17 protein-coding genes are annotated in these 15869 nt (G+C 63.6%); 6 read left to right on the plus strand and 11 right to left on the minus strand.

The features are described from left to right. Window positions 1–2 precede the first annotated feature (2 nt). From KME82_RS25030 to KME82_RS25040, 3 genes are all read right to left on the minus strand, one after another. Window positions 3–953 (minus strand): FAD binding domain-containing protein, encoded by a 951-nt coding sequence (locus KME82_RS25030; RefSeq protein ID WP_215496437.1) that lies wholly within the window; start codon window positions 951–953, stop codon window positions 3–5. Continuing rightward, window positions 950–1591, minus strand: a complete 642-nt coding sequence (gene paoA / locus KME82_RS25035; RefSeq protein ID WP_215496438.1) for an aldehyde dehydrogenase iron-sulfur subunit PaoA — start codon at window positions 1589–1591, stop codon at window positions 950–952. Before paoA ends, KME82_RS25030 begins: the two co-directional genes overlap by 4 nt. A gap of 136 nt (window positions 1592–1727) precedes the next feature. Further along, window positions 1728–3905, minus strand: coding sequence for an XVIPCD domain-containing protein (locus KME82_RS25040; protein WP_215496439.1), 2178 nt, complete (start codon window positions 3903–3905; stop codon window positions 1728–1730). A 365-nt stretch (window positions 3906–4270) separates the two neighbouring features. On the opposite strand from KME82_RS25040, the gene KME82_RS25045 reads away from it, so the two are divergent. Next, window positions 4271–4951, plus strand: coding sequence for a hypothetical protein (locus KME82_RS25045; protein ID WP_215496440.1), 681 nt, complete (start codon window positions 4271–4273; stop codon window positions 4949–4951). A 224-nt stretch (window positions 4952–5175) separates the two neighbouring features. Here KME82_RS25045 and KME82_RS25050 read toward each other — a convergent pair whose 3' ends face one another. Further along, the gene (locus KME82_RS25050) at window positions 5176–5787 is read right to left on the minus strand and encodes a hypothetical protein (RefSeq protein ID WP_215496441.1); all 612 of its coding nucleotides are present in this window, start codon (window positions 5785–5787) and stop codon (window positions 5176–5178) included. A gap of 332 nt (window positions 5788–6119) precedes the next feature. Here KME82_RS25050 and KME82_RS25055 point away from each other — a divergent pair, with 332 nt between their 5' ends. After that, on the plus strand, window positions 6120–6374 hold the full coding sequence (locus tag KME82_RS25055; protein WP_215496442.1) for a hypothetical protein: 255 nt from the start codon (window positions 6120–6122) through the stop codon (window positions 6372–6374). 741 nt (window positions 6375–7115) lie between these two features. Continuing rightward, window positions 7116–7628, plus strand: coding sequence for an SRPBCC family protein (locus KME82_RS25060; RefSeq protein WP_215496443.1), 513 nt, complete (start codon window positions 7116–7118; stop codon window positions 7626–7628). Between the two features lie 284 nt (window positions 7629–7912). Here the strand turns inward: KME82_RS25060 and KME82_RS25065 are convergent, their stop codons facing one another. The 5 genes from KME82_RS25065 to KME82_RS25085 form a co-directional block, all read right to left on the minus strand. Next, complete coding sequence (locus KME82_RS25065) at window positions 7913–8203, minus strand: hypothetical protein (RefSeq protein WP_215496444.1); 291 nt, start codon at window positions 8201–8203, stop codon at window positions 7913–7915. Continuing rightward, window positions 8204–8794 (minus strand): hypothetical protein, encoded by a 591-nt coding sequence (locus KME82_RS25070; protein WP_215496445.1) that lies wholly within the window; start codon window positions 8792–8794, stop codon window positions 8204–8206. It abuts the gene before it with no gap. A gap of 357 nt (window positions 8795–9151) precedes the next feature. After that, the gene (locus KME82_RS25075; protein WP_215496446.1) at window positions 9152–9580 is read right to left on the minus strand and encodes a hypothetical protein; all 429 of its coding nucleotides are present in this window, start codon (window positions 9578–9580) and stop codon (window positions 9152–9154) included. Between the two features lie 88 nt (window positions 9581–9668). Next, window positions 9669–9938: a hypothetical protein gene (locus KME82_RS25080; RefSeq protein ID WP_215496447.1), complete on the minus strand. Its 270-nt coding sequence runs from the start codon at window positions 9936–9938 to the stop codon at window positions 9669–9671. A 109-nt stretch (window positions 9939–10047) separates the two neighbouring features. Then, window positions 10048–10962 carry an AraC family transcriptional regulator gene (locus tag KME82_RS25085; protein WP_215496448.1) on the minus strand — a complete coding sequence of 305 codons (915 nt, stop codon included), beginning with the start codon at window positions 10960–10962 and terminating at the stop codon, window positions 10048–10050. Window positions 10963–11329: 367 nt separating this feature from the next. On the opposite strand from KME82_RS25085, the gene KME82_RS25090 reads away from it, so the two are divergent. Together KME82_RS25090 and KME82_RS25095 are read left to right on the plus strand one after the other, a co-directional pair. Further along, window positions 11330–12286 (plus strand): aldo/keto reductase, encoded by a 957-nt coding sequence (locus tag KME82_RS25090; protein ID WP_215499208.1) that lies wholly within the window; start codon window positions 11330–11332, stop codon window positions 12284–12286. Window positions 12287–12315: 29 nt separating this feature from the next. Beyond that, window positions 12316–13158: an SDR family oxidoreductase gene (locus KME82_RS25095; RefSeq protein ID WP_215496449.1), complete on the plus strand. Its 843-nt coding sequence runs from the start codon at window positions 12316–12318 to the stop codon at window positions 13156–13158. A gap of 264 nt (window positions 13159–13422) precedes the next feature. On the opposite strand, the gene KME82_RS25100 is transcribed toward KME82_RS25095, so the two are convergent. Beyond that, a complete protein-coding gene (locus KME82_RS25100; RefSeq protein WP_215496450.1) occupies window positions 13423–13806 on the minus strand; it encodes a hypothetical protein in 384 nt (127 codons plus the stop codon). A gap of 636 nt (window positions 13807–14442) precedes the next feature. Between KME82_RS25100 and KME82_RS25105 the strand changes: the two genes are divergently transcribed. Beyond that, the gene (locus KME82_RS25105) at window positions 14443–15039 is read left to right on the plus strand and encodes a hypothetical protein (protein WP_215496451.1); all 597 of its coding nucleotides are present in this window, start codon (window positions 14443–14445) and stop codon (window positions 15037–15039) included. Between the two features lie 112 nt (window positions 15040–15151). Here KME82_RS25105 and KME82_RS25110 read toward each other — a convergent pair whose 3' ends face one another. Then, window positions 15152–15571, minus strand: a complete 420-nt coding sequence (locus KME82_RS25110; RefSeq protein WP_215496452.1) for an H-NS family nucleoid-associated regulatory protein — start codon at window positions 15569–15571, stop codon at window positions 15152–15154. Window positions 15572–15869: the final 298 nt, after the last annotated feature.

Raw genomic sequence — 15869 nt, forward strand, 5'->3', positions numbered from 1 at the left:
CATCACTCCTTCGCCTCGGCCAGCACCGCGGCGAGCGTGCGCTCGGCCAGCAGCAGCTTGAAGCGGTTTTGCTCGGTAGGCTTGGCGCCGGCGAACAGCGCGCCGGTCACGGCCTTGGCGCCATTTGCGAGTTGCGCGTCGGCCGCGTCGCTGCGCCATGGCGCATACGCGACGCCACCGACCGCGACACGCCCGCTGCCGTCGTTCTGGACCACCGCGGCGATAGAGACCAGCGCGAACGCATACGACGCGCGGTCGCGCACCTTGCGGTAGATATGGGTTCCGCCAATCGGCTTGGGCAAGGTCACCGAGGTGATCAACTCGCCGTGGCCCAGCACCGTGTCGAGATGGGGTGCATCCGCGGGGGCGCGATAGAACTGCGCAAGCGGGATGCTGCGTTCGCTGCCGTCGGCCTGCACCGTCTGCACGGTCGCGTCCAGAGCGCGCATAGCGACGGCCATGTCGCCGGGATAGGTCGCGATGCAGTCCTTGCTGCCACCTATCACCGCCAGCTGCCGGCTGACCCCTTCCAACGCGGCGCAACCGCTGCCTGGGTTGCGCTTGTTGCAACGCTGGTTCGTATCGTAGAAATACGGGCAGCGCGTGCGCTGCAGCAGATTGCCTCCGGTCGTGGCCTTGTTGCGCAACTGCCCGGACGCGCCGGCCACCACCGCGCGCGACACCAGCGCATAGTCGCGGCGAATGCGCGGATTGGCGGCCAGGTCGGTGTTGCGCACCAGCGCGCCGATCTTGAGGCCGCCTTCGGGGGTCGACTCGATCGTATCGAGCTTGAGCGCATTGACGTCGATCAGATGGCCGGGTGTCTCGACCTCCAGCTTCATCAGATCCAGCAGGTTGGTCCCACCGGCGATGAATCGTGCGCCCGGCGTTCGCGCCGCCGCCGCGGCCGCTTCGGCGGGCGAGGACGCGCGCTCATAGGTGAAGGCCTTCATGCGGACCTCCCGGCAACCTCGGTAATCGCGTCGACGATGTTGGAGTACGCACCGCAGCGGCAGATGTTGCCGCTCATGCGCTCGCGGATCTCCTCGGCGCTCGGCTTTGGCCGTGCGGTCAGTTTCTCGCTGACCAGGCTTGGCACCCCGCTGTTGATTTCGCCCAGCATCGCCACCGCCGAGCAGATCTGGCCGGGCGTGCAATAGCCGCACTGGTAGCCATCGTGCTTGATGAAGGCCGCTTGCATCGGATGCAGTTTGTCCGGGGTGCCGAGGCCTTCGATGGTGGTGATGCGATCGCCCTCGTGCATCACCGCGAGGGTCAGGCAGGCATTGATGCGCCGGCCATCGACCATCACCGTGCATGCGCCGCACTGCCCGTGATCGCAACCCTTCTTGGTGCCGGTCAGATGCAAATGCTCGCGAAGCGCATCCAGCAGGCTGGTACGCGTGTCGAGTTCGAGCGTCTCGGGTTTGCCGTTGACCTCGAATGCGACCTTCGTCATCACCGGTGACCGCCCCGGCTCGTCGGGCGCCTGCGCGAACGCCACTGAGGGTGCGGCGGCGGCGGCGGCCGATGCTGCGCCGGCTTTCAGCAATTCCCTTCGGGTGAGGGTGAGTTTAAGTAGGCTGTCCACGTACGCGGCTCCTTCTCGGCTGGCGATAGCTGGCACGACTTAAGCTAAGGGTAAATCAGTGCATGCAAGCCGCGCGTGATCCAGTGGGCACAGCCGAAACCAAGTGGCCGGTCTCGACAAGGGACGTCGGAGTAACCTAAAGCGCGCGGCTAGGCGGCCCCTGAGTCGCGACAGCGCGCACCTGCTCGGGTTCCATGCTCATGAACTCCGTTAACGCCTGCGCGCTGGACTTTTTCCGAGCCTCGGCTACACCGGCCTCAACCCACACCCCGGCCGGATCGCCCTGCCTGCCTTCGCCGGCGTAAAGTCGATCTCGCTGCGGATGCGGTGCCACCCAGTCAACCTGTTTTATGCCTTTCTTGGCCGCCGCCAGCGCCAGGCATGCGGCCGAGGAAACGCATTCGCTTTCATTGAGCCCCACGGTCGGGGCATGGGGCTCCAGTCGTTCGAGACACTGCCCGTACAGCGCCATATAGGTGCGCCGACGCGATGCGTCCAAGACGGCTGCCGCCTGAGTGGAGGCTGCGTCCGATGCACTCAGTGCGGTATCCGAGCGAGCGATTTTGGCCCGATCGAACGAGTCGTCCGTCCCCGTATCAATTCGCCGTTTCCCCGATCTGACGTTGCCACCGTCGACGAGAAAGACGTCGCTTGCTGGCCGTGCTTCGTCCGAAGGGGCTGGGGGTGCAGTCAGTGGCGCCACCGGTACGTGCGGGCGCCCTTCCTGCGATGCCACTACAGAAGCGCCGGATGCAGCGTTATCCGAACTGGTGATGCGAGCGGGTGACGTGTCATTGGCGCGCTGACTGGGAAAGGTAAAGTCCACGGCGGCCGGAGCGGCAACAGCACTTCCTCCCCATGGATCCGGTATCGCTGCCCGGTACCCGCCGACCGCGTCCATGGCGCCGGTTGCATACGCTCGACGGATATCACCGCTGGATGAGGTGGCGCGTTCGCCCATACCAGGCGGATCAAGCCATGCTCCCCATATAGGCGGACCCGCCACCCGGCTCGTAGCATCCCTCGCTCCCGCGACCCCACCTGTGTTTTCCGGGGCGACGGCGGAGGCGACAGCGGCCGATCCTAGTCCCAGCCCCGACGGCGGACGCAGGACAGTTGCACGGTCCGGATCATCTGCAGCAGATCCGGACGGGAAGGATCGAGGCACGCCGGATAGACCGTTGGATCGAGGGTCGGCGAGGGGCAATCCGGGTGTCAGGGAGGCGGGTCTGGCCACCGCAGGGCCATCGCCGGTCAGACTCGGCCTGGGTGCTGCATTGAGGTTGACGATATGAAGCTGACTGTCCGCCCCGTCTTCTCCCCTCAATCCCTGGATGATCGTCTCGTGCGTCAACCCGAGCCTTTGGAAGTCCAAGCTCACCGTGTGCTTGCCGTGGCGCTCCAACTTCTCGATTGCTTGGACAGCGCAACGGTGGGGATAGTCCATTTCCCCCGCGCCTGTCCCGTGGGCGGCGATAGGTGGGTCGAAAAACAGCCGTCCCATCACCGCGATGTTGTGCTCAGTGACCGCGATGCGACGATCCGGGGTCATCAGCCGGGTAAGCTCCGGTGTCAGTCCTAGTGTGCCGTCGGGACGATACTCGACGTAGCTTTCCATACAGTCTTTGCCATAAGCGACCAGACTCGCTTCCGTCAGAGGTCTAGGCTGTGTTTTCTCGGCGAGATCAATGAACGCACCCCATGCCGCGATCTCGGCCAGAGCTTCATCGCGTCGGGCGATGGCAAGATAGGTGCCTACAAACGCCGTGTCGTCGCTTGCGTCGTTTCCTACGCCGCGCAGAGCCTGATTTACCCTGTGGGTGTTCACGGGTGAGTTCACGGCGTGCTGCAGTTCATGGGCCAGAACCGCCGCGCCGGCTCCACTGGTGTTCGGATCAGCGGCCATGATGGATTCGGAGATCACCACCGCCTTCCAGTCCTTGTCGAATAGACCGACGTCTCGCCCAGACCCCTCGCTGCAGTCGAGCCCCGCCACCAGATCGTCGCGGCGAATTATTCGGCTTTGACCTTGAATCGTCGGGCTATTGTTCACAATGACACGGAAATTTTCTTCCATCTCGGCAGTGGCGGTTCCGAGAGGAAAGCCAAAATCGAAATTGGGAGCGGCATGCAGAATACCGCCGCCAGCCACGGCAGGTGCGGCGTCCACCGCCATGGCGGGAGCAACGACGACAGCGGCATGAGGGGCCGCGCCTGGAATGGGATCAGGATCATCGAGGCCGCGCGCTTCACGATCACCATCTTCGAGATCCTGCGCTTTGAAGTCGAGATCGGAAGGCGGCAAGCCGGGCATGTGCGGTCCCTGACGTGATGGCCGATCGCGGCCCTTGTTGGAAGTACGTACTGACCGGCGAAGGTCGGACACCCTCGTGATGGGAATGGTCTATCTGAGACGTTCTGCGGCGTGCGCAGGAGACGTTCGTCACTCAACGCCTTTTGAACGCCGCCGCGCAGTAAGCTCGAAGGCGGCTGCGGTGGATGGTCGCCTCTGCCAACGATCGCATCGCGCAGGCAGGTCGGCCGTCCGGGGGCTAGTGACTGATTAAGAGCCGGGGGAAAGAGGCCGGCCGCCCGTCGGAGAAGGGTTTCGTTTCTCAGTTGGTGCGACGGCCGATTGCTGGGATCGGATCACTCCCCCGCTGCCCGGTATGCGCGCCCATGAACCCGCTTTTGACGTCGTTGATCCAGCAAGTTCCCGAGCTGCTGCCGATTGCGTTGATGATCGTCATTCCGATCATGGTCATTTTCGGATGGCTGCGGTATCGCACAGGCCGAATGCGGCTGGATTTGCAGGCTACGGCGCGCCTCTACAAGAAGGTGGCCAACGAGCCGTTGGGCGACCAGATGTCCGCGGCCAAGGCGTTCGGCTTCATCATGCATCCGCGCGTGCTCAAGATTGCACGCGAGCGCGACGACCCATTGGCGTTCATCAACAGCTACAAGCGAGCGCGTCGCTACGTGCGCTATGAACAAGGCCGGATCGTGTCTTGGAACACATCCGCACCGCTGTCGTTCAAAACCCAGGCCATGAGCTTGGCATGGGGATCGATCGGGTTGCTGCTCCTGCCCTGGTTGACTTTGGTGGCGCATCCTTGGTTGCCGCTCTCTCACGATGCTCAGATCGCCATCGTCTTGTTCCAGATACTGATGTGGTTTGCGACGCCTGCCGCGATGGGTGTGGCGGATAACTTGATGCACGCGTACTGGCTGACGGAGAGGTTTAACGAGCGCTATCCGCCCGCAGGCCCTGAGCCGGTTGTTTCGATTGCATCGACCAAGCGATCCACGAGATCTCAGGTGAAGCAGAACGAGAAGTCCCCGCACTCGAGGATTGAGTGACGCGAACTTTCCGTGAACGCCTACCACGGTGCTTGGTTGGTGGGCGGGTGGTCTTCGGCGCCCGCCAGTATTGCGAATACGAGAACGCGGACCTGTGCGTGCGACCGCCATCGGTCGCAGTCAACGCGGATCTGGCTTTTTCTGCAGGTTCGTATCGCGGCGGCACGCCTGCGAATACTCTCAGCCATGTCGATGAGGAATGCGTAACGGCCACCGGCTCCCGATCACGATGAGCGCGTCGGGGGATCGGCCGCATGCGCCAGCTCCGACAAGGCTTCGCACGCGATCATCTGCCCTCCGGGACCCCATGTCAGTCCGTTTTCGGCGGGAGTAATCAGATAGTTGATAAGTGACTTGGGTTCACTGACATCCATGTCGTCGTCTTCCTCTGGCCCGGCACTCACGTCGCAACCGCTCCATTCGGAATATTGGGCGGAGCTGATGCAGTTGTCCTTGAGCCAACCCGCCAACAGTTCGACGGTGCGTGTGGGCTGGGGCTCCGAGAACACCAGAACGCCATAGCGGTACTTCTGTTCGGTCGCGCCGGGGATCGCCGCCTGGGTCATGGCTAGCGCGTGGTCGAGCTTTGCCCGGTAGCCGTCCGGACCGTCCCAGGTGTTCAGGCCCGGCGGGGTACCCGTTCCGTCAGTGCACGCGGAAAAGACATGGGCCAGGGCGATCTGGCCGCTCTCCCAGCTCACCGCAAGGCCGACGCAACCGCTCAGGCCGCGGGTGGCGAGATGGCCGATCTCCGTCACCGGTGGCGGTCCCGGCCACTGCTGCGCCTCGCGGCCGTTGATGGCGATCCACTGGTCTAAACCAACCATGATCCACATACGAACCCCGCGCCTTTGACATGTCGGGAAGAACGTCGCGGGGGCGAAGACGTGAATCGACCGCGCGCACGAACGATTGGGCCGCGTTCGTTGCATCAGCGCTTTTGCAAAGGAAATTTTGTAGAGGAGCTTCGAACAGGTCACGACCGGTGCGGAGAATGACTGGTGCGCGCACCGGCCAGGCGTGCGTCATGCCCGGTTCCGATATGTAAATTTTTTGTAAATACCGGCCGGGCAGGCCGTTGACTGCCGCCCGTGTCGCACCCCTAATCGCTGCAGTTGCGGCCGCAACGTGTCGAGTCACTCATCCAATCCAACAAAAGGAATTCGTCATGAAACAAGTCACGAAGACGCTGTTGACGCTCGTTCTGGTTGCCGCATCCGCCTTCACCATCGGCAGCGCGTTGGCCCGTCCGCCCGGTGGCGGCCCACTGCCGCCACAGCCGCCGCAGCCGCCCATCGGCGTGGAGCACGACGTGTGGACGTGCTACTACCAATACGAGATTGTCCAGTTTGAAACGCTCTGCCCCTCCGTGTACAACGGGAAAATACTCTTGGATGCGTTTTACGGACCTCCGAGGATCTGAGAAAGGCTGAAAGCCGCGCCAGGGACGGCGCACGTGCGCAACGGCATGCGATCGCGCCGGATTCCGCACGCGAGGAACGGGCACCGCCCGGGAAGAGCGGGCACTACCCGCGTTTTGCGCCCGGACGACTCCCTTGGAGTCGTCCGGGTTTTCTTCGATGGCATTCGATGCGGCGCGCTATTCCCCCAGCAGTTCGATCGCCATCACGATCGCGTCCTCGCGTTCCTGCTTCGCCGGGTGATAACGCGGGCACCGGCCGACACGCGACTCCCAGGGCCAACCCGCATCAGCCGGTTTAGACCGGTTTAAGCCGGTCTAAACCCGTCAAGAGCGTTGGCCCGCGCGTGCTCTGGGCGCGCCAAACTTCCCGTTCCAACTTTTCCTACGTCTCGTCGCAACGACGAGCAGGCCTTATTTCCCAGGCTTTTTGGCGTTTTCCATTGGTCGGCGGGTTCTCCATGGAGGGCCTGTCTGGCGATTTTTCGCCGCTCTCCGGGCCGGTTTCTCCGGACCTGTGGTCGGCCGACCAATGGACGCCTACATGCATCAGCGCCTTAGCAATGGTCTGAGTCAACAGTTTTCTGACGTTCTGGTTTCACAACGTCATCAAGCCAATGGATCCGATCACTGCCCCGCCCAAGAGTACGAAGGCCTTCAAAGCACCATCGGCGTCTCCCAGGCGAAACGGATAGTGCAGGGTATCGATCCGCCAATTGCGCTGATTCCTGGATACGATCGGTCATGGACTCAGAGCCGAACATTGCCTTCCCGGATCGGGTGACCAAGCGCATAGAGATTGCATCGCCGCCGACGATGGTGTGGCGTGCATTGACCGATCCTGCTCGGGCCGTGCGCTGGATGTCCGACGAACCGCTGGAATTGGATACCGATTGGGCGGTCGGTGGCCCTATCGTGCTGCGCGGTGTTCTGCATGGTCGGCTGCGTTTTAAAAACAGCGGCCGGATTCAAGCCTTCGAGCCTGCGCGCGTACTTGAGTACACGCACTGGAGCTCGCTGTCGCGGCGCGTACTTCCCGACGTCCCAGAAAACCACGTCGTCATTCGGTTGGAGCTGCACGGAACGCAAACGGGAACGGATGTCGAGCTTACGTTGAGCCGACTGGGGAATTATGCCGTGTATGGGCATATCAACTACTACTGGGAAATTGCGCTGGCGGCGTTGAAGCGGCTGTGCGAATCCGAGCTGGCAGAGGCGCCGGTTACCTGGCGCTGCACGTCAAAACATTCGGAATGAAACAAATATGGCCCAGGATGGTCTTCAAACATCCCGACACTCGATCGTCGTCACTAACGATCGACCTATGTGCCGAAGCCGCTTCGCGGCTCGGTCGAATTCGGGCGTTCGGTCATATCGGAGAAGTCCATTTCGTCAACCGGGCCCGGAGCCCTTGATATCCCCCATATGGATGCATTGGCGGTGGGATCGCCAAGGAGTGGCGCCACCCCGGTACATCCGTTGGCAACAGGCAGATTCTTCGGTCAGTCGCCTGCATGTACGCGCCAAGCAAAGGCCGGGCCTCATCGCCGTTCGGTCATCCGCACGAGCAAGTTGAATGCGCTGCTTTGGGTGGCTTCGATCGTGCCGCCGATGCTCTCCCAACCGATTCGCCACGCCTCGTCGTAAATGTCCGCGTCGGCGTCCACGGTCTCCTCGGCGATTTGGCGCGCTTTCCGCCACGCCTTTTCAAACTGGGACTCGGTCTGAGCCTGCGAAAAGGCAATGCCGGCGCGCTCCAGCGCAGGCACGACCATCGCTTCGACCCTGGGCACGAGGCTCTCATGCACCGCAAGCAGGATGCGCCCATGCATCTAACTGCTGGCTACGGACAGTGCGGCGGAAAACAAAACCTCCCACTCCTCGGCCAGGACCGCGTCGGTCGCGATCGCCGCGACGGCGGCTGAGCCGGCGCTGTCGCCTTGCGCGGTGGGTTTGATGGCGTGAGACACGGCGACACCCAACATCGAGGCTTGTTCGCTCGCCACCGCATTGAAGGTGTTGCCGCCGGCGCATGACGTTCTTTCGAAATAAGCATCGGGCAACACGCTCGTCGCGGCGGAGATGGGGCCCAGGTCGGAACGCATGCGTAGATCGAACGGGTCGTCGCCCAGCGACGGCGCCGATAAGTTTCTCAGCGATCGTGCATGTTCGGCCAGCTCTGACCTTCCGTCGGCGTCCAGCCAAATCGGCGCGTAGTCGCGCACCAGCCAGTCCATCGCAAGCATGCGCCGAGCCGCCTGCGAGGCGGCGGACGATCGCGAGTCGCGAACCACCGGCGCAAGAGGCTGCAACCAATGACGGCTCTGGTCATCGGGCATGGACGCGGCCCAAGCCTCCAGGAACGCGGCGATCACGGGGCAGGCGCCATAGCCGGGATCGTTCCAGTATCGATGCATATCCACGCTTATCGCCTATGCAGTCGGCCAATCTCTGCCCTGGTCCGAGCCACGAGCCCGCTTCGGCCGAGAAGAATCGTTACCCATTATGCTCGGCACATCGTCGTGGTGCGAAACGCAGCACCGTGATACTTGATGAGGCCGCGCTTCACTCGGATGCCATGGCGACGGCCGCACACACGGCGACGCAATGGCCTGAGCAGGCAGGCATCGAATCGTGTATTCAAGCCGAAGCCGCTTCGCGGCTCGGCTTGACGCTCAGGTGTCTAACCTGACCCGAGCGCTCTTCGCTGCGATCGCACTGATAGCCATGCCCCATGCACGCAGGGTTCGCCTGCAGCTTGTCGATGCGTCGGCGACCAATCAGTTGTATCCGTCGTTATAGAACGCGGTGGCTTGCGCGTTCCTGGTCGCACCGGTGTCCAGATCGGTAATGGTCACGCGCAGCGTGGCTTCGCCATCGTTGCGAGTTTCGGTGCTGATCGACTTCCGGCAAGAGCTTTGATTGCCGCAGCCCGACGGTACCGCGTTGGTTTCCACGTCGAGCCAGGCATAGGAGTAGTTACCCGCGCCCAGGCCGACGACCTGGAAGTACGCGCCGGTTGGATTAAGCGCCGTGCCCGGGGTCCACGTCGAGAAGCAGGTGAAGGCTTCGGGCACGTCCAACGCGAAGGTGTCGACGTAACAGGTAAGCACCGCATTGCTCAGGTCGCCCGCACGCGCCGGCTGACTCGGCGTCAATGCCAGCACCGAAATCATCGCACCCAAGGCCCACATCTTGTTGGCTTGCATACTCACCCTCCGTTGGTCTGAATGACGCGAGTCGTAGTGGCCCGCGCGAGTCTGGAAGCGGCTGTTCTCAGCGACTTCCTGCGCGAGTCTAGAAGGCCTTGCGCCTTGCGGACACGCCGACACGCGCGCGCCCGCACCGGACTGTGATGGAACAGGCATTTTCGCTGGCGCGGCCCGCCGCTTCCGACACTTCGCTGCGATGCAGCACGCCTGAAGACTGCAGGCTGCGCGGGCTTTGAAAGACCGTCGATCCCTCGCCATGACGGATGAGCTGTTCACGCCCAAACTGTTTAGCAAAAGAGAACATTAGCTTTTCAACGGCCTGATCCTGGAGCACCCGGCATAGCGGATAAAGCACTCAAGCTCGAGCCGTTCGCGGCTCAGCGGAGTGTCCCGTCAGGTGCGAGCGCCTGTGAATGATGGCGTGTCGCAAACTCTACGTGCGCTATCGGCCAGAAGCGGCCCTCTCATGCGGGACGCATACGCTTGATGTCGCGCTGCGGCGGTTCTCCGAAGAGCCGGCTGTATTCGCGACTGAACTGCGAAGGACTCTCGTAACCCACCAATCCACTGGCATTGCCGGCGTCGACGTTCTGGTTGAGCATCAACTGCCGCGCTTCCTGCAGCCGGAGTTGCTTCTGGAACTGCAGCGGGCTGGTACCGGTGATGGCGCGAAAGTGCTGGCGAAACGTCGACGGACTCATATGCACCCGACTCGCGAGCGCGTCGGCCTGCAAGGGCTGCTTGAAATTGAGTTTCAACCACGCGACGGCCTTGGCGATCTGCTGGTTGGGCGATCCCGCCGCGACGAGGTCGCGAAGGTAGCCGCCATGCGGGCCGACCAGCAGCCGAGCCGTGATCTCCTGCTGGATCAGCGGCGAAAGCGTCTGCACCAATGAAGGCTCGTGCAACAGTTCGACGAGGCGGACCAGCGCATCGACCAGCGTCGCCTCCAGTGTTTCGACCGAGATGGACCGGCAGGCGCGCTCGCGCTTGCGCGGCGGCAGCTCCACTTCGCACACCAACTGCGTGATGAGCCGGGTATCCAGGGTCAAGAAAAGGCCGAGGAACGGCTCGTGGCTCGACGCGCGCGTCACATGCGCCACGACCGGCGAATCGATGGTGGTGAGCATTGATTGGCCGGGGGCGTAGTCGATGACCTCGCTGCCCATCAACACCTGTTTGCTGCCCTGGGCCACGACGCCGACGCCCAGACCATAGACGCAATGCAGCGGCTCGGTAGGCGCGCTGCGACGGTGCATGGAAAGGGATGGAATAGCCGTGACGTGGTCGCCGTCGGATCGGGCAACCCGTTCGATGGCCCTGGCCAGGCGCGCCGGGTCGGCCGGTGAGGCAGAGGCCTGTGCTGCCTGCGTTCTCATGCGAGTCTCCGCCGCTCGATGCTTGCCACGAGCGTACACGCCGCCCGTCATCCAGATATCAGCCCCGATCGTGATTCGTCATTTCAGGCAATAACGCCGGCAGATCCGGCAATCGCTCCGGACGGCGGGGGCAGACACTGGTGTCCCTTCTCCAGCGTCCGTCACGACAGGTGTCCCCATGAGCCACCCCACTCACAACCTCGAGCGCCGGGAATTCCTGGCCAGCTCCACCTTGGCCGCCGCTGGCCTGGTGGTTGCGTCCCTTGGATCGGCCCATGCCGCCGGCCCCGGTGTCGCCAAGCCGTCGGCTGCCGCCGCGCATCCGACGAAGACCACGAGGACGCTCGGAGCCTTGCAGGTTTCGGCGATGGGCGCCGGCGCGATGAGCATCAGCGCCAATTACGGACCGCCCGCAGATCGCGCCCAGGGCATTGCGACCCTTCGCGCCGCGCACGAACAGGGCGTGACCTTCTTCGATACCGCCGAGGTCTACGGCCCTTACACCAACGAAAGCCTGGTCGGCGAAGCGCTCGCGCCGTTCCGCGACGACGTGGTCATCGCGACCAAGTTCGGCTTCGACCTGGAGAAGGGCGGCGTCACCAGCCGTCCGGACCATATCCGCAAGGTCGTCGAAGGCTCGCTGACGCGCCTTCGCACCGATCGCATCGATCTGTACTACCAGCACCGTGTCGATCCGGCGGTGCCGATCGAAGACGTCGCGGGTGCGGTGAAGGACCTGATTGCCGAGGGCAAGGTGCTGCACTTCGGTCTGTCGGAAGCGAGCGCCCCGCATATCCGCCGCGCGCATGCCGTGCAGCCGGTCGCTGCGGTGCAGAGCGAGTACGCATTCTGGTTCCGCGGACCGGAGGGCAACGGCGTCCTGAAGGCCTGCGAGGACTTGGGCATCGGCTTCGTACCGTGGAGCCCGCTGGGACAGGGGTACCTGACCGGAACGTTGGGAGCTGATGTTCGCTTCGATCCTGACAAGGACTTCCGCTCGCAGTTCCCACGGCTTTCGGCGGAGAACCGGGTGAAAAACTTGCCTGTGCTCGCGTTGATCCAACGCGTCGCGACGCGCAAAGGCACGACGCCGGCAGCGCTCGCATTGGCGTGGTTGCTGGCCCGCAAGCCGTTCATCGTCCCGATTCCCGGCACGCGTCGCCAGGACCACCTGAAGGAAAACCTTGCGGCTGTCGACGTCAATTTGTCGACAGCCGACCTGCACGAACTGGAGTCGGAGTACGCCCTCATGACGGTGCATGGACTTCGGATGGGTGAGGCGCACATGCGAGCCATCGATGGATGGCCCGTGAGCACGATCTGACAAAGAAACCAAATCACCGGAGCACCGCTATGACAAGCAGGAAAGTCTGGTTCATCACCGGCGCGGGCCGCGGACTCGGCGTCGAAATCGCAAAAGCGGCGCTCGCCAACGGCTACGCAGTCGTCGCCACCGGACGCGATGCGGGCAAGGTGGAGGCGGCAATAGGCGCGAACCCGAATCTGCATTGCGTCCGCCTCGAGGTAACCAGCGAAGCCGAGGCCCGGCAAGCCGTGGCCAGTGCAGTGGACCGATTTGGCCGCATCGACGTGCTGGTCAACAACGCCGGCAACTTCTTCGCGGGCTTCTTCGAGGAACTCAGCCCTGCCCAGGTCCGGGGCCAGATCGAAACCCTGCTGTTTGGCCCGATGAACGTGACCCGTGCGGCGCTGCCGGTAATGCGCAGGCAACGCGCCGGCCTGTTGCTGACGATTTCGTCGACGGCGGGTATCGCCGGTGGCGCGTTCTGCTCGGCCTATGCCGCCGCGAAGTTCGGCGTCGAAGGCTGGATCGAGTCGCTGGCCTCGGAGGTGGCACCGTTCGGTATTCGATCGATGCTCGTCGAGCCCGGCTTCTTCCGCACTGAGCTGTTGACGACGGAGTCGACCACCTACGCCGATGGGTCCATCGACGACTATGCGAAGCGTACGGCCGAGACCGTAGCCGCCTGGACCGGCATGAACGGCAAGCAGGGTGGAGATCCGATCAAACTCGCCGAGGCCCTGGTGCAACTGGCTGGCCACGATGACCCGCCTGCCCGCTTCGCTGCAGGCGTGGATGCGGTCCAGGCATTCGAAACCAAGGCCAACACGTTGCGGGCTCAGGCCGACGCTTATCGCGAGCTGTCGTCGTCGCTCGGGTTCGCGAATTCCTGACCCGCCAGTCCGGTGCCCCATGTGGCCCGATCAATTTGCAGGGAGGCGATCGCGCAAGCGCGAATCCGCTTCGGATCGGAAGCGCTCGGGCAATGTGGGCGCCAAAGCAACGTCCAGGCCATCGCCAGCCGGCGAAATCAACCCGCAGTCCATCGTCAGTCACACCGCCGTTGCATATCAGAGAGAGACGAAAGCAGCTGGGGCTTCACTGAGACAGGCGCCCCGGCCTCTCGTTTACTTCCTCGTATCGGCAGACAGCAACGATCAGGCCACGCCCTGCAGCGATGTCGCCAAACACAGGGCCGGAACTGGAGTCATCGATTCCAGGTCCGCCTTGAGATCGGAAAACCTGCCTGCGCTGAGTCCAGCAAGAACATAAAAATCCAGATCTTGGCGGAAGGCACTGAAGCGCAGCAGACCGCCTTGCACCGCAGAAGCATCGATTACAGCGAAATTGACGACCGAGGAAGAGTCGGGTTCAACAATCTCCGTCTCCAGTGCGGCAACGGCATCCGAACTCAGCTCGTAAGCCCCGTACAAGTACCTGCCATCCGGGTCGCGAAACCGGCGCGCCAGTTGCATCCCTTGCAGCGTCACGTGCCGCCATCCCGCGTACTGCGCCGTAGTCTTCGCTTCAAAAATTCGCATGCTTCGTCCTCGGTTTCGCTCACTTTCAGTCGGTCATCCGGGGCGCACCACTCCGCCTCCCGCAGCGGCCAAAGTACCAAGCCGATGCTGCGAAGCAAATCCGAATCCAGCCCCATCGGGGACATCTTTAGGCCGGATTGGCTTGGCTGAGTTCGGCCGCATCATCGCCAACGAGCCTGTACACGTCCTCGACATCCCGCACGAGTATCAGGTCATGGACCCAGAACCAGTCGACCTGGTCAAGACCTCGGTTAGCTCCATCCTTGGGCGTGCGTAAGCAACCCGCGGGACCTGACAGCTCATTCAAGTCGAAGCCGCTTCGCGGTTCTGCCTGACCAAGGCGCTTTTCCGCGGTGCAGCCTCCAAACGACTGGCAAAGCAACTCGGGCTTCGCCGTCGATGCAACGATTGCGGTGATTGCATCGCACGTATCGCTCGCGTTCTGCGCAGCGCGGTGGCCTACCTCGCCACGGACAACCCGCGGTCGCGGCGGCCTGCTGGAGGTGCGCCGGGAATTTACTCGGCACGCTGCCGTAAGCCGGGCGATCGCTCGCCGCATGCTATGAAGGACGCGCGAGCCGAGCCGCTTCGCGGCTCGGCCAGGTTCGCGCATCAGCCTCGCCCAGGAATCTGTTCATGCCGGAACAAACCCCAACTCGTCCCACAGGCGCCGTCATTGGCGCCGTGTCCGGTGCATTGATCGGTGCATTCTTCGGGCGGCTGTGGTTGAGCCTGGCGACGAAAGATCTGTCCGAATGGCGGGCCGGCGTCGAGATCGCCGGATGGACGATCCTGGGCTTGTTCGTGGTCGCCGGCGTGGTCGTCGCGCGCACGGCCCTGCGCGCGCCTGCGGCGCAGTGGGGCGGCACGCGTCCACGCCCGGGATGGGCCGCCTGGTTCGTGGTCGTGATTGCGGTGGAGGTCGCGCTGATCGTGGGTGGCCAGAGCCTGCTCAGCGGCGCTGTCGGACACCCCGAGTGGATCCCGGCATGGGCGCTGTTCGTGGTCGGCGCGCATTTCTGGCCGTTCGCCACGATCCTGCGCGTGGACGCATTCCGCATCCTGGCCGGCGCTCTTTGCGCGGTCGCGACCGCGTCCGCCCTGTTGGCCGGCTTCACCAGTATCGCGTCGCTGTGGGCGGCCCTGCCCGGCTTCGGCGGCACCGCCACGCTGTGGGGCTTTTGCGGGTGGACGCTGTATCGCATGGCCCACGGGCGTTCGCGCGACGGATGAGTTGGCGGCCGCGCCGTGCGGCGGTTACGACACCGGCCAACGATGCATCCAAGCCGAATCCGCTTCGCGGCCCGGCTCCAAGCCGCCTTCTTCAGGCATCAAGGATTCTGCGTCAGCCCTGCTTGACGACCGTTTTGTGGCCTATCGAACTGTTCTTGCGCGCCGTCGGTTTTGCCAGCCCGGGGATCAGGAAATCGGCGACGCTGCGGCCGTGCTTCGTCTTCTGCGCCAGCCACACCGGCATCCGGCCGCGTCCCGACCAGGTGTTGCGCTTGTTGTCCGGGTCGCGGAACTTGGCGGCCACCTTGCCCAGCTTCCGCCGCGACGCCCGCTTCTTGCCGGCGATCTCGGCCGGCGGCCGATCGCCATACAGTTCCTCGATCGTATAGCCGCACTCCGCGGCGAGCGCGATCACTTTGCGACGCACCAGGGCGACGGGACGACGGCTGGATATCAACTGCTTGCGCTGCTCCGCGGCGACCAGAAGGGTTTTCAGCTCGCGCAGGCTGAGTTTCTCGATATCGATGTTCATGCCGCCAAGGGTCCGGCCATATCCATCGACCTGTCAAGCAAAACGCCGATCCCCCCCGATGCCGGACCGCTCTCGGTCGCCTCAGAGAACGGGGGCCGGAGCGGGCTCTGAGCGCTTGTGGCCGGGCCGCCCGCAATGGCGAACCAAAGCGTCTGCCCACGCCGCTTCGCGACTCGGGCGTCGTTCGGTACGGCCTGTCGAGGGGGCTGCGCCCACCCAGGCGTTGATGCGGCATTTTCAGGAACCCGCGGCTCGCGGGTTCCAGCGGATCTGTTCGCCCGGGTAAGCATCAGGGCAT

The organism is Lysobacter capsici (assembly GCF_018732085.1).
Taxonomy (GTDB): Bacteria; Pseudomonadota; Gammaproteobacteria; order Xanthomonadales; family Xanthomonadaceae; genus Lysobacter; species Lysobacter capsici_A.

Bases quoted from the DNA above. Each gene is read 5' to 3' on its own strand.
- KME82_RS25095 (WP_215496449.1), top strand. From the start codon at position 12,316: ATGACAAGCAGGAAAGTCTGGTTCATCACCGGCGCGGGCCGCGGACTC.
- KME82_RS25045 (WP_215496440.1), top strand. From the start codon at position 4,271: ATGAACCCGCTTTTGACGTCGTTGATCCAGCAAGTTCCCGAGCTGCTG.
- KME82_RS25110 (WP_215496452.1), bottom strand. From the start codon at position 15,571: ATGAACATCGATATCGAGAAACTCAGCCTGCGCGAGCTGAAAACCCTT.
- KME82_RS25040 (WP_215496439.1), bottom strand. From the start codon at position 3,905: ATGCCCGGCTTGCCGCCTTCCGATCTCGACTTCAAAGCGCAGGATCTC.
- KME82_RS25075 (WP_215496446.1), bottom strand. From the start codon at position 9,580: ATGCAAGCCAACAAGATGTGGGCCTTGGGTGCGATGATTTCGGTGCTG.
- KME82_RS25085 (WP_215496448.1), bottom strand. From the start codon at position 10,962: ATGAGAACGCAGGCAGCACAGGCCTCTGCCTCACCGGCCGACCCGGCG.
- KME82_RS25105 (WP_215496451.1), top strand. From the start codon at position 14,443: ATGCCGGAACAAACCCCAACTCGTCCCACAGGCGCCGTCATTGGCGCC.
- KME82_RS25055 (WP_215496442.1), top strand. From the start codon at position 6,120: ATGAAACAAGTCACGAAGACGCTGTTGACGCTCGTTCTGGTTGCCGCA.
- KME82_RS25090 (WP_215499208.1), top strand. From the start codon at position 11,330: ATGGGCGCCGGCGCGATGAGCATCAGCGCCAATTACGGACCGCCCGCA.
- KME82_RS25050 (WP_215496441.1), bottom strand. From the start codon at position 5,787: ATGTGGATCATGGTTGGTTTAGACCAGTGGATCGCCATCAACGGCCGC.
- KME82_RS25100 (WP_215496450.1), bottom strand. From the start codon at position 13,806: ATGCGAATTTTTGAAGCGAAGACTACGGCGCAGTACGCGGGATGGCGG.
- KME82_RS25030 (WP_215496437.1), bottom strand. From the start codon at position 953: ATGAAGGCCTTCACCTATGAGCGCGCGTCCTCGCCCGCCGAAGCGGCC.
- KME82_RS25065 (WP_215496444.1), bottom strand. From the start codon at position 8,203: ATGCATGGGCGCATCCTGCTTGCGGTGCATGAGAGCCTCGTGCCCAGG.
- KME82_RS25060 (WP_215496443.1), top strand. From the start codon at position 7,116: ATGGACTCAGAGCCGAACATTGCCTTCCCGGATCGGGTGACCAAGCGC.